This window comes from Streptomyces sp. YIM 98790, from assembly GCF_011421595.1.
Taxonomy (GTDB): domain Bacteria; phylum Actinomycetota; class Actinomycetes; order Streptomycetales; family Streptomycetaceae; genus Streptomyces.
In genome coordinates, this window is record NZ_WTLH01000043.1 from 23389 (window position 1) to 35404 (window position 12016).

At 73.7% G+C, this 12016-nt stretch carries 10 protein-coding genes; 6 read left to right on the forward strand and 4 right to left on the reverse strand.

From position 1 onward, the window contains the following. Nucleotides 1-14 precede the first annotated feature (14 nt). Genes argJ through GQS09_RS10360 form a run of 4 tightly spaced genes read left to right on the forward strand, consistent with a single transcriptional unit; the run spans nt 15 to nt 3992 of the window. A complete protein-coding gene (argJ, locus tag GQS09_RS10345) occupies nt 15-1166 on the forward strand; it encodes a bifunctional glutamate N-acetyltransferase/amino-acid acetyltransferase ArgJ (RefSeq protein WP_165985713.1) in 1152 nt (383 codons plus the stop codon). Next, entirely contained in the window at nt 1163-2137 is a 975-nt protein-coding gene (argB, locus tag GQS09_RS10350) for an acetylglutamate kinase (protein WP_165985714.1), read from the forward strand. Before argJ ends, argB begins: the two co-directional genes overlap by 4 nt. A 14-nt stretch (nt 2138-2151) precedes the next feature. Next, nucleotides 2152-3468, forward strand: coding sequence for an acetylornithine transaminase (locus GQS09_RS10355; protein ID WP_165985725.1), 1317 nt, complete (start codon nt 2152-2154; stop codon nt 3466-3468). Continuing rightward, the gene (locus tag GQS09_RS10360) at nt 3465-3992 is read left to right on the forward strand and encodes an arginine repressor (RefSeq protein WP_165985715.1); all 528 of its coding nucleotides are present in this window, start codon (nt 3465-3467) and stop codon (nt 3990-3992) included. Before GQS09_RS10355 ends, GQS09_RS10360 begins: the two co-directional genes overlap by 4 nt. A gap of 99 nt (nt 3993-4091) precedes the next feature. Here the strand turns inward: GQS09_RS10360 and GQS09_RS10365 are convergent, their stop codons facing one another. Together GQS09_RS10365 and ispG are read right to left on the reverse strand one after the other, a co-directional pair. Then, entirely contained in the window at nt 4092-5135 is a 1044-nt protein-coding gene (locus tag GQS09_RS10365; protein WP_165985716.1) for a polyprenyl synthetase family protein, read from the reverse strand. Further along, nucleotides 5132-6325: a flavodoxin-dependent (E)-4-hydroxy-3-methylbut-2-enyl-diphosphate synthase gene (gene ispG / locus GQS09_RS10370; protein WP_165985717.1), complete on the reverse strand. Its 1194-nt coding sequence runs from the start codon at nt 6323-6325 to the stop codon at nt 5132-5134. Before ispG ends, GQS09_RS10365 begins: the two co-directional genes overlap by 4 nt. A 422-nt stretch (nt 6326-6747) precedes the next feature. On the opposite strand from ispG, the gene GQS09_RS10375 reads away from it, so the two are divergent. Beyond that, entirely contained in the window at nt 6748-7965 is a 1218-nt protein-coding gene (locus GQS09_RS10375; protein ID WP_165985718.1) for an argininosuccinate synthase, read from the forward strand. Next, complete coding sequence (gene argH / locus GQS09_RS10380) at nt 7962-9416, forward strand: argininosuccinate lyase (RefSeq protein ID WP_165985719.1); 1455 nt, start codon at nt 7962-7964, stop codon at nt 9414-9416. The genes GQS09_RS10375 and argH overlap by 4 nt, the downstream gene beginning before the upstream one ends. Nucleotides 9417-9646: 230 nt before the next feature. Here argH and GQS09_RS10385 read toward each other — a convergent pair whose 3' ends face one another. Together GQS09_RS10385 and GQS09_RS10390 are read right to left on the reverse strand one after the other, a co-directional pair. Beyond that, a complete protein-coding gene (locus tag GQS09_RS10385) occupies nt 9647-10660 on the reverse strand; it encodes a Gfo/Idh/MocA family protein (protein WP_165985720.1) in 1014 nt (337 codons plus the stop codon). Nucleotides 10661-10884: 224 nt separating this feature from the next. Then, nucleotides 10885-11616, reverse strand: a complete 732-nt coding sequence (locus GQS09_RS10390; RefSeq protein ID WP_399552472.1) for a lysophospholipid acyltransferase family protein — start codon at nt 11614-11616, stop codon at nt 10885-10887. Between the last annotated feature and the right edge of the window lie 400 nt (nt 11617-12016).

Genomic DNA, 12016 nt, shown 5'->3' on the forward strand with positions numbered 1-12016 from the left:
AACGGAGATCCGCAGTGAGCGTGACGGCAGCGCAGGGATTCACGGCCGCGGGCATCGCGGCCGGAATCAAGGAGAACGGCAGCCCCGACCTGGCCCTGGTGGTCAACAACGGGCCCCGCCGTGCCGCCGCCGGCGTCTTCACCGCCAACCGGGTCAAGGCCGCGCCGGTGATCTGGTCCGAGCAGGTGCTCAAGGGCGGCGAGGTCACCGCGGTCGTCCTCAACTCCGGCGGCGCCAACGCCTGCACCGGACCGCTCGGCTTCCAGGACACCCACGCCACGGCCGAGAAGGCCGCCGAGGTGCTGGGCCACAACGCCGGCGAGATCGCCGTGGCGTCCACCGGGCTGATCGGTGTCCGGCTGCCCATGGACAAGCTGCTGCCGGGCATCGCGGAGGCCGCCGCCCGGCTCTCCCCGCACGCCGGGGAGAAGGCCGCCATCGCCATCAAGACCACCGACACCGTGCACAAGACCGCGGTCGGCGGGGGAGAGGGCTGGACGGTGGGCGGCATGGCCAAGGGCGCCGGCATGCTCGCCCCGGGCCTGGCCACCATGCTCTGCGTGCTCACCACCGACGCCGACCTGGACCCGGCCGCCCTCGACAAGGCGCTGCGCGAGGCCACCCGGGTCACCTTCGACCGGGTCGACTCCGACGGCTGCCTGTCCACCAACGACACCGTGCTGCTGCTGGCCTCCGGCGCCTCCGGTGTCACCCCGGACCACCACGAGTTCACCGCCGCGGTCACCGCGGTCTGCGCGGACCTCGCCCGGCAGCTGGTCGCCGACGCCGAGGGCGCCTCCAAGGACATCAGGATCGAGATCACCGGCGCCGCCTCCGAGGACGACGCGGTGACGGTCGGCCGGGCCATCGCCCGTTCCAACCTCTTCAAGTGCGCGGTGCACGGCGAGGACCCGAACTGGGGCCGGGTGCTCTCCGCGATCGGCACCACCGACGCGGTCTTCGAACCGGACCGGCTGAGCGTCGCCATCAACGGCGTCTGGGTCTGCCGCGACGGCAGCACCGGCGAGGACCGGGGACTGGTCGACATGCGCTTCCGGGAAGTGCACGTGGTCGCCGATCTGGCGGCCGGCGACCACACCGCCACCGTCTGGACCAACGACCTGACCGCCGACTACGTCCACGAGAACAGCGCCTACTCCTCATGAGCATCAGCCGGCACGACGCCGAACACACCGCCGAGCACACCGCCGGACCGGCGACGGGAAACCGGACCGCCCGCAGGCACACCGCACTGCCCAAGGCCAGAATCCTGATCGAGGCCCTGCCCTGGCTGACCCGCCACCACGGCAGGACCGTGGTCGTCAAGTTCGGCGGCAACGCCATGGTCGACGAGGAGCTCAAGGCGGCCTTCGCCCAGGACGTGGTCTTCCTGCGCCACGCCGGACTGCGCCCGGTGGTGGTGCACGGCGGCGGCCCGCAGATCAACGCCCAGCTGGACCGGCTCGGCCTGGAGTCCACCTTCACCGCCGGACTCCGGGTGACCAGCCCGGAGACCATGGACGTGGTCCGCATGGTGCTGGCCGGCCAGGTCCAGCGCGAACTGGTCGGCCTGCTCAACCGGCACGGCCCGCTGGCCGTCGGGATGACCGGCGAGGACGCCCGCCTGATGACCGCCACCAAGCGGTGGGCCGAGGTGGACGGCGAACGCGTGGACATCGGCCGGGTCGGCGAGGTCACCGCCATCGACACCGGCGCGGTGCAGGCCCTGCTGGACGACGGCCGGATCCCGGTCATCTCCTCCATCGCCCGCAGCATGGACGACGACCACGTCTACAACGTCAACGCCGACACCGCCGCGGCCGCGCTGGCCGCCGCGCTGGGCGCCGAGACGCTGATGGTGCTCACCGATGTCGAGGGCCTGTACGCCAACTGGCCGGAGAGCGACGAGGTGATCAGCGAGCTCACCGCCAAGCAGCTCGAAGCGCTGCTGCCCGAGCTGTCCAGCGGCATGGTGCCCAAGATGGAGGGCTGCCTGCACGCGGTCCGCAACGGAGTGCGCACCGCCCGCGTCATCGACGGGCGCGTTCCGCACTCGATTCTGCTGGAGATCTTCACGGACGAGGGCATCGGCACGATGGTCGTGCCGGACGACGTGCCCGGCGGCCCGGCGGCCTGAGGAGGGGCAGCATGATGACAGCCGACACCGAGGGCGGCGGCGCCCGGCCGTCCGGCAACGAGGCGCTCACCCGGCGCTGGCAGGCGGCCCACACCGACAACTACGGCACCCCGCGCATCCCGCTGGTGCGCGGCCGGGGCACCCGGCTGTGGGACGCCGACGGCCGCGAGTACCTGGACTTCATCGGCGGTATCGCGGTGAACTCCCTGGGCACCGCACATCCGGCGGTCGTCGCCGCGGTCTCCGAGCAGATCGCCACCCTGGGCCACGTCTCCAACCTGTTCGTGGCCGAACCCACCGTGGCGCTCGCCGAACGCCTGCTGGAACTGGCCGGCCGCCCCGGCAGGGTGTACTTCTCCAACTCCGGCGCGGAGGCCAACGAGGCCGCGTTCAAGATCGCCCGGCTCACCGGCCGGCCGCAGATCGTGGCCTCCCACGGCGGCTTCCACGGCCGCACCATGGGTGCGCTGGCGCTGACCGGCCAGAGCGCCAAGCAGGACGGGTTCCATCCGCTGCCGGGCGGTGTGCGCCACGTCCCCTACGGCGACGCCGAGGCGCTCGGCGCCGCCGTCACCGAGGACACCGCCATGGTGCTGCTGGAGCCCATCCAGGGCGAGAACGGCGTGGTGGTACCGCCGGCCGGCTATCTGGCCGCGGCCCGCGAGATCACCCGCGCCACCGGCACGCTGCTCGCCCTGGACGAGGTGCAGACCGGCATCGGCCGCACCGGTCACTGGTTCGCCGGACAGGCCGAGGGTGTCGAGCCGGACCTGATCACCCTGGCCAAGGGGCTGGCCGGCGGCCTGCCGATCGGCGCCACGCTGGCCTTCGGGCCCGCCGCCGGACTGCTCACGCCGGGCCGGCACGGCTCCACCTTCGGCGGCAACCCGGTCTCCTGTGCCGCCGCGCTGGCCGTGCTCGACACCATCACCTCCACCGGTCTGCTGGAGAACGTCAAGCGCACCGGGGAGCGGCTGCGCGACGGAATCCGGCAGCTCGGACACCCGCTGGTGGACCGGGTGCGGGGAGCCGGGCTGCTGCTCGGTATCGTGCTCACCGAGCCGCGTGCCGCGCAGGTCCAGCAGGCGGCGCAGAACGCGGGAATCCTGGTGCAGGCGGTGGCGCCGGACGTGATCCGGCTGGCGCCTCCGCTGATCGCCGGTGATGCCGAGGCGGACGCGCTGCTGGCGGCCCTGCCCGCGATCCTGGACACCGTGGACACCGTGGACACCGGCACCGCCGGCGCCACGGGCACCGCCGGTGCCGCAGGCGTCACCGGTGTGCAGGGCAGCGCGGCGGGTGGAGCCGCCAGGCCGGAAGGACGGAGATGACGGGCGCTCGCAACGGCGGCCACGCCGTACCGCAGACGCGTACCGCGCGCCACCGCAGGATCGTGGAGATCCTCAACCGGCAGCCGGTGCGGTCGCAGAGCCAGCTGGCCAGACTGCTGCTGGACGACGGGCTGAGCGTCACCCAGGCCACGCTGAGCCGGGACCTGGACGAACTGGGCGCGGTGAAGATCCGCAACGACAAGGGCGAGCTGATCTACGCCGTGCCCAGCGAGGGGGGATTCCGCACGCCGCACGCTCCGCTGGGCGAGTCGGTGAAGGAACAGCGGATGGCCCGTCTGGCCGGGGAGCTGCTGATCTCCGCCGAGGCATCGGCCAATCTGGTGGTGCTGCGCACCCCGCCGGGCGCCGCGCAGTTCCTGGCCTCCGCCATCGACCAGGCGGAGCTGCACGCCATCCTCGGCACCATCGCCGGGGACGACACCGTGCTGCTGATCAGCCGCGATCCCTCCGGCGGCCAGACCCTCGCCGACCACCTCCTGCGACTCGCCGAACACGAGCGCTGACCGCCGGGGCCTGCCGCCTCCGCGGCGACGGCCCGGGAAACGGGACGGAAAGGCGTCCGGCCCCGGGAGGAGGACCGGGGCCGGACGGACGGGGGGCGGTCAGTGGTCGCGGCGGGCGGCCAGGTGGGCCAGGGCGGTGAGCTCGGCGGCGGGACGCTCGGCGGGCGCGGCGGACTCCAGCGCGCCGAGTGCCAGGGCGAGCTGTTCGGCCGCGGCGTTCTCCGCCCAGGCCCGGCCGCCGGCCCGCTCGACCAGTCCGGCCAGCCGCGCGGTCTGCTCCGGGCCGTCGTCACTGCCCGGGCGGCGGTACGCCGCGGCCAGCGCGGCCGCGGCCGGGCTGCCCGAGGCGAGGGCGGCCACCACCGGCAGGGACTTCTTCCGGCTGGTCAGATCCGCGCCCGCCGGTTTGCCGGTGACCTCCGGATCGCCCCAGATTCCCAGCAGGTCGTCGGCGAGCTGGAACGCCATGCCCAGGTGGTGCCCGAAACGGCGCAGCGACTCGGTCTGCTCCGCCGAGCCGCCGCCCCACAGCGCGCCCAGCGCGCAGGAGCAGGCCAGCAGCTGGGCCGTCTTCCGCTCGGTCATGGCCAGGCACTCGGCGAGCGAGACGGTGTCCCGCTCCTCGAAGGAGAGATCCGCCTGCTCGCCCTCGATCAGCCGGGTGGTGGCGTCCGCCAGCAGACCGATGGCGGCGGCCGCGCGGGGGCTGCGGTCCTCGGCCAGCACCCGGGTGGCCTGGGCCAGCAGCGCGTCCCCGGCCAGCAGCGCGGCCGGGGAGCCGAACACCGTCCAGGCCGTCGCCCGGTGCCGCCGGGTGGTGTCCCCGTCCAGGATGTCGTCGTGCAGCAGCGAGAAGTTGTGCACCAGCTCCACCGCCACGGCCGGGGCCACCGCCTCCCTGGGGGAGCCGCCGACCGCCTCGGCGCAGGTGAAGACCAGCGCCGGGCGCAGCGCCTTGCCGGCCGGCCCGCTGTCCGGCCGGCCGGCCGCGTCGGTCCAGCCGAAGTGGTAGGCGGCGACCCGGGCGACCGGGCCCGGCAGTCTGCGGACCCAGGTGTGCAGGGCGGGCTCCAGCAGCGTCCGGGAGCGGCGCAGCGCGGCGCGGGCCGGGCGGGCCTGGCCGGTGTCGGGGGCGGTGGTCATCGGGCCACCTCCTGCGCGACGGCCGGGATCCCGGCATGTCCGGCCCGTTCCCCGGCACGGTCGAGCGACTGTTCCGGTGGCTGTTCGGCTGCCTGCTCCCCGGCCAGGCGGAGCGCCTCCTCGAGCAGGGCCTCCACGATCCGGGACTCGGGAACGGTCCGCACCACGTCGCCGCGGACGAAGATCTGGCCCTTGCCGTTGCCCGAGGAGACTCCGATGTCGGCCTCGCGCGCCTCGCCGGGGCCGTTCACCACGCAGCCCATGACCGCCACCCGCAGCGGATGCGGGAAACCCTCGAAGGCCGCGGCCACCTGGTCGGTCAGCCGGTAGACGTCCACCTGGGCGCGCCCGCAGGACGGGCAGGAGACGATCTCCAGCGAGCGCTCGCGCAGGCCCAGCGACTCCAGGATGCCGATGCCGACCTTGACCTCCTCCACCGGGGGCGCGGAGAGCGAGACCCGGATGGTGTCGCCGATGCCCTCGCCGAGCAGCCGCCCCATGGCCACCGCCGACTTGACCGTGCCCTGGAGCAGCGGCCCGGCCTCGGTGACCCCCAGGTGCAGCGGGTAGTCGCACTCGGCGGCCAGCTGCCGGTACGCCTCGACCGCCACCACGGGGTCGTGGTGCTTGACCGAGATCTTGAGGTCGCGGAAGCCGTGCTCCTCGAACAGGGAGCACTCCCACAGCGCGGACTCCACCAGCGCGGCGGGGGTGGCCCGGCCGTGCTTGCGCAGCAGCCGTTCGTCCAGCGAGCCCGCGTTCACGCCGATCCGGATCGGTACCCCGGCGTCGCCGGCCGCCCGGGCGATCTCCCGGACCCGGTCGTCGAAGCGGCGGATGTTGCCGGGATTGACCCGGACCGCGGCGCAGCCCGCCTCGATCGCGGCGAACACGTAGCGGGGCTGGAAGTGGATGTCGGCGATCACCGGGATCCGGGACTGCCGGGCGATCTCCGGCAGGGCATCGGCGTCGTCCTGCGAGGGCACCGCTACCCGGACGATCTGGCACCCGGCGGCGGTGAGTCCGGCGATCTGGCGGAGAGTGGCACCCACGTCGGCGGTGACGGTGGTGGTCATGGACTGGACGGAGACCGGCTCCCCGCCGCCGACCGGCACCGGGCCCACCATGATGCGGCGGGACGGTCTGCGGGCGGCGACGGGCCGGGCGGGCATACCGAGATCGACGGGCATGGAAACGCTCCCCCTGAGGGTCGTGCGAGGGCGAGGTGAGGACTCGGGACAAGGCGGCCGGCGGGGCCGGTCGCGGAAGGGCTCGTCGCGGACGGACTCGTCGAGGAAGGGTGCGTCGGTGATGCGCGGACGTCGTGCGGTGTCTCCAGCTTGGGGGCGTACAGGAGGGTTCCGGAACGGCGCACTCCGTTCCGGAGCGTGCGCCCGGTGCCACGAAGCACCGCCCGTCGGCCCTCCTTGCGCGGTTGACCTGCGGGGTTGTCGGTGCACGGGAGGCGCGGGCGGTGCTTCAACCCGGCCGGCCGCGGCCCGCCCGGCCGGGTCCGCGCCCCTTTCCCGCCCGGCCCGCGGGGCCGCGTTGACGGAACATGCGGAAGTCTGCATACTTATTCCTGTCGCTGCATGCTTCTAAGGAGACTCCCGTGACCGAGCGCGTCGTCCTCGCCTACTCCGGCGGACTGGACACCTCCGTCTGTATTGGCTGGATCGCCGAGGCAACCGGCGCCGAGGTGATCGCCGTGGCCGTGGACGTCGGCCAGGGCGGCGAGGATCTGGACGTCATCCGCAAGCGCGCGCTCGCCTGCGGCGCGGTCGAGGCCGAGGTGGTGGACGCCCGGGACGAGTTCGCCCAGGAGTACTGCGTCCCCGCCGTCAAGGCCAACGCCCTCTACATGGACCAGTACCCGCTGGTCTCGGCGCTCTCCCGGCCGGTGATCGTCAAGCACCTGGTGGCCGCCGCCGAGAAGCACAACGCCGGCATCGTGGCCCACGGCTGCACCGGCAAGGGCAACGACCAGGTGCGGTTCGAGGCCGGCATCTCCTCGCTGGCCCCCGGCCTGAAGTGCATCGCCCCGGTCCGGGACTACGCCATGACCCGGGACAAGGCCATCGCCTTCGCCGAGGCCAAGGGCCTGCCCATCGCCACCACCAAGAAGTCCCCGTACTCCATCGACCAGAACGTCTTCGGGCGGGCCGTGGAGACCGGCTTCCTGGAGGACATCTGGAACGGCCCGGTCGAGGACCTCTACGAGTACACCCGGAACCCGGCCGAGCCCCGCGAGGCGGACGAGGTCGTCCTCACCTTCGAGCAGGGCGTGCCGGTGGCGATCGACGGTGTCGCGGTCACCCCGCTGCAGGCCGTCCAGCAGCTCAACGAGCGGGCCGGCGCCCAGGGCGTGGGCCGGCTGGACATGGTCGAGGACCGGCTGGTCGGCATCAAGTCCCGCGAGGTCTACGAGGCCCCCGGCGCCATCGCGCTGATCACCGCGCACCGGGAGCTGGAGGCCGTCACCGTCGAGCGGGAACTGGCCCGGTTCAAGCGGCAGGTGCAGCAGCGCTGGACCGAGCTGGTCTACGACGGGCTGTGGTTCTCCCCGCTCAAGCAGGCCCTGGAAGGCTTCATCGACGAGGCGAACACCTACGTCAGCGGCGACATCCGGATGACCCTGCACGGCGGCCGGGCCGTGGTGACCGGCCGGAAGTCCGCGCAGTCGCTCTACGACTTCAACCTCGCCACCTACGACACCGGCGACACCTTCGACCAGTCCATGGCCAAGGGCTTCATCGAGATCTTCGGGCTGTCCACCAAGATCGCCGCCCAGCGTTCGCTGCGGACCCAGGACGGGGCCCCGGCCCAGTGACCGACAGCACCTCACCGGGCAACGGACCCGACCTGCGGCTCTGGGGCGGCCGGTTCGCCGACGGGCCCTCCGAGGCCCTGGCCAGGCTCTCCGCCTCGGTCCACTTCGACTGGCGGCTGGCGCCCTACGACATCGCCGGCTCCCGGGCGCACGCCCGGGTGCTGCACTCCGCGGGACTGCTCACCGACGACGAACTGGAACGGATGCTGGCCGGGCTGGACCGGCTGGCCGCCGACGTCGCGGACGGCTCGTTCACCGGCACCCTCGCCGACGAGGACGTGCACACCGCGCTGGAGCGGGGCCTGCTGGAGCGGCTCGGCCCGGAACTGGGCGGCAAGCTCCGCGCCGGGCGCTCCCGCAACGACCAGGTGGCCACGCTGTTCCGGATGTATCTGCGGGACCACGCGCGGATCATCGGCGGGCTGCTCGCCGATCTGCAGCAGGCGCTGATCGGACTGGCCGAGGCGCACCCGGACGTCGCCATGCCCGGCCGCACCCACCTGCAGCACGCGCAGCCGGTGCTCTTCGCCCACCATGTCCTGGCCCATGTGCAGGCGCTGGCCCGCAACGGCGAGCGGCTGCGGCAGTGGGACGCGCGCACCGCGGTCTCGCCGTACGGCTCGGGCGCGCTGGCCGGTTCCTCGCTGGGGCTGGACCCGGAGGCGGTCGCCCGCGAACTGGGCTTCGAGCACGGCTCGGCGGGCAATTCCCTCGACGGCACCGCCTCCCGCGACTTCGTCGCCGAGTTCGCCTTCATCACCGCGATGATCGGCGTGGACCTGTCCCGGATCGCGGAGGAGGTGATCATCTGGAACACCAAGGAGTTCTCCTTCGTGACCCTGCATGACGCCTACTCCACCGGATCGTCGATCATGCCGCAGAAGAAGAACCCGGACATCGCCGAGCTGGCGCGCGGCAAGTCGGGGCGGCTGATCGGCAATCTGACCGGGCTGCTGGCCACCCTCAAGGCACTGCCGCTGGCCTACAACCGGGATCTGCAGGAGGACAAGGAGCCGGTCTTCGACTCCTGCGACCAGCTGGAGGTGCTGCTTCCGGCGTTCACCGGGATGATGGCCACGCTGACCGTGCACCGGGAACGGATGGAGCAGTTGGCCCCGGCGGGCTTCTCGCTGGCCACCGACGTGGCCGAGTGGCTGGTCAAGCGGGGCGTGCCGTTCCGCGACGCGCACGACATCGCCGGCGAGTGCGTCAAGGTGTGCGAGGCCGAGGGCATCGAGCTGGACCAGCTCACGGACGAACAGTTCGCCAGGATCTCCCCCCGGCTGACGCCCGGTGTGCGGGAGGTGCTCAGCGTGCCGGGCGCGCTCGCCGCGCGCGCCGGGCGCGGCGGCACCGCGCCCGCCGCGGTGGCCGTCCAGCTCGACGAGGTCAAGGCCGGACTCGCCGCGCAGCGCGCCTGGGCCGGCACCGGCCGGACCACGGCGTCCTGAGCAGGCGACGAGACGGCGGAGGGCCGGGGGACACGGGCCGCGCGGCCCGTGTCCCCCGGCCCTCCCTGCAGCGGGCCCTGACCGGCCGACAGCCCCCGGCCGGGCGCCGCCGGGCGGGTCACCGGCCGGCACAGCGGGCCGGGATCAGCGNCTGCAGCGGGCCCTGACCGGCCGACAGCCCCCGGCCGGGCGCCGCCGGGCGGGTCACCGGCCGGCACAGCGGGCCGGGATCAGCGGGCGTCTTCGCCCGGGAAGCGCAGGCCGATGGCGTCCCGCACCCGGTCCAGGGTGCGCATCACGGCCAGGCTGCCGTCCAGCGGCACCAGCGGCGACTCCTTCTCCCCGGCCCGCAGCGCGCGCATCACCTCGGCCGCCTGGTGCACGAAGGTGCGGCCCGGCCGGTAGCCGGTGAACTCCTCGGGCTCGCGGTCCGGCCGGTGCAGCACGAACTCCTCGGGGAAGAAGAAGCCGCGCGGGAACTCGATCCGGCCGCGCGTGCCGGTCACCGCCGCGCGCAGCGGGGTGTCGGCGTAGAGCGAGCAGGTCAGCGCGGCCACCGCGCCGGAGGCGTAACCGAACAGCATCCCGGTGTTGACGTCCACGCCGCCCTCCAGCCGGCCGTGGGCGCTCACCGACTCCGGCTCGCCCAGCACCAGATGGGCCAGCGAGACCGGATAGACACCCAGGTCCAGCAGGGCGCCGCCGCCCCGTGCCGGGTCGAGCAGCCGGTGGCCGGGCGGGAAGGGACCGGGCAGCCCGAAGTCGGCGTGCACCGCCCGCACCTCGCCGATGGCGCCGTCCGCCAGCAGCTCGGTCATCTTCCGGATCACCGGGTTGCAGTAGGTCCACATGGCCTCCATGAGGAAGACCCCGCGTTCCCGGGCGAGGTCCACCAGCGGCCGGGCCTCCGCCTCGGAGAGGGTGAACGGCTTCTCGCACAGCACCGGGACGCCGGCCCGGAGGAACAGCCGCGTGGCGGCGGCGTGGCCGGTCTGCGGGGTGGCCACGTACACCACGTCCAGCTCCCGGTCGGCGGCCATCTCCTCCCAGCTTCCCCAGGCCCGCGGGATGCCGTGCCGCTCGGCGAACGCGGCGGCGGACTCCCGGGTGCGGGACCCGACGGCGGCGACCTCGGCATCCGGCATGGTGGCCAGGTCCTGGGTGAACTTCTCGGCGATTCCCCCGGTGGACAGGATGCCCCAGCGGAGGGGGGCGGGGGCGGGCACGGAATCGGTGGCCGGCATGGGACTCCTTGTTCGAGCTGCGCACCGGCGTTGCCGCCGGGCGGTCCGCTCATGGTAAACACCGCAGGCCGACGCGGTCGGAGACGGGGTCCGGCAGCTCCCGCCCGGGGGCCGGACGGGAGCGCGCTCCCCGGCCCGCTGCCCGGTCCGGGCCCGGCGGGGGAGCGGGCGACGGCCGCGGTCATCCCCTCGCGGCCCGGCCGCCCGGGCCCGCGGCCGGCGGCTCAGGCCGCGGTGCGGACGCTCTTCGCCTTGGTGGCGTACATGTCGACGTACTCCTGGCCGGAGAGCCGCATCACCTCGGTCATCACCTCGTCGGTGATCGCCCGCAGCACGTAGCGGTCCCGGTCCATGCCGTCGTAGCGGGAGAAGTCCAGCGGCCGGCCGAACCGCACCTGGATGCGCCGCCCCGGTCCCAGCCGGGGCAGCCCGGCCCCGCCCGGCTGCACCCGGTCGGTGCCGATCATGGCGAACGGCACCACCGGAGCCCCGGTCATCAGCGTCAGCCGGGCGATGCCGGTCCGCCCGCGGTACAGCCGTCCGTCCGGGGAGCGGGTGCCCTCCGGATAGATCCCGAAGACCTTGCCCTCCTCCAGGATCCGCCGGCCGGTCATCAGGGCCGCCACACCGCCGTGCCCGCCGTCCCGGTCCACCGGGATCATGCCGACCGCGGTGAAGAACCAGGCCATCAGCCGGCCCTTCAGGCTCCGGCCGCGCACATACTCGTCCTTGCCGATGAAGAACACCCGCCGCCCGGACACCAGCGGCAGGATCATCGAGTCGATGAACGTCAGATGGTTGCCCGCCAGGATCACCGGACCGGTGCCGGGAATGTTCTCGGCGCCCTCCACCCGGGGCCGGAACAGCAGCCTCAGCAGCGGTCCGAGAAAGAGCTTCAGCAGCTGAAAGGACAACAGACCCCTCCGGTCGAGACAAGCCGCGCACTCATCGCGCAGCTCAGGACCATATCGCGCGCCCCCGTGGCCCGCACAGCCGGTGCACCGCGCCGGACCGGCGTGCGCCGTCCCGCCCCGGGCCCCGGCACGGTGACCGTCCCGGCTCCACCGTCCCGGCTCCCGTACTCCGGCGGCCCGTGCCGCGGCGGCCGGCCGGATGCGCGTAGCACCGACTTCGGCAACTGTTCGCCCGCAGGACCCCGACGGGATCACCGGCCGCTCCTAGCATCGGTCCGCACCCAGAACGGCTTCACCTCTCAGGAGCGCGCATGGCAGCGAAGCAGCGGGCAGCATCCGGGGACGCCCGGACCCCGGCGGGGACGGAGACGGGCCCGGGCCCGGTGGGCCGCCGGGCGGTGCTCGGCGCCGCCGTGGCCGGTGCCGGGGCGGCCGCCGCACT

Bases quoted from the DNA above. Each gene is read 5' to 3' on its own strand.
- GQS09_RS10355 (WP_165985725.1), top strand. From the start codon at position 2,152: ATGACAGCCGACACCGAGGGCGGCGGCGCCCGGCCGTCCGGCAACGAG.
- argB (WP_165985714.1), top strand. From the start codon at position 1,163: ATGAGCATCAGCCGGCACGACGCCGAACACACCGCCGAGCACACCGCC.
- GQS09_RS10365 (WP_165985716.1), bottom strand. From the start codon at position 5,135: ATGACCACCGCCCCCGACACCGGCCAGGCCCGCCCGGCCCGCGCCGCG.
- GQS09_RS10360 (WP_165985715.1), top strand. From the start codon at position 3,465: ATGACGGGCGCTCGCAACGGCGGCCACGCCGTACCGCAGACGCGTACC.
- ispG (WP_165985717.1), bottom strand. From the start codon at position 6,325: ATGCCCGTCGATCTCGGTATGCCCGCCCGGCCCGTCGCCGCCCGCAGA.
- GQS09_RS10385 (WP_165985720.1), bottom strand. From the start codon at position 10,660: ATGCCGGCCACCGATTCCGTGCCCGCCCCCGCCCCCCTCCGCTGGGGC.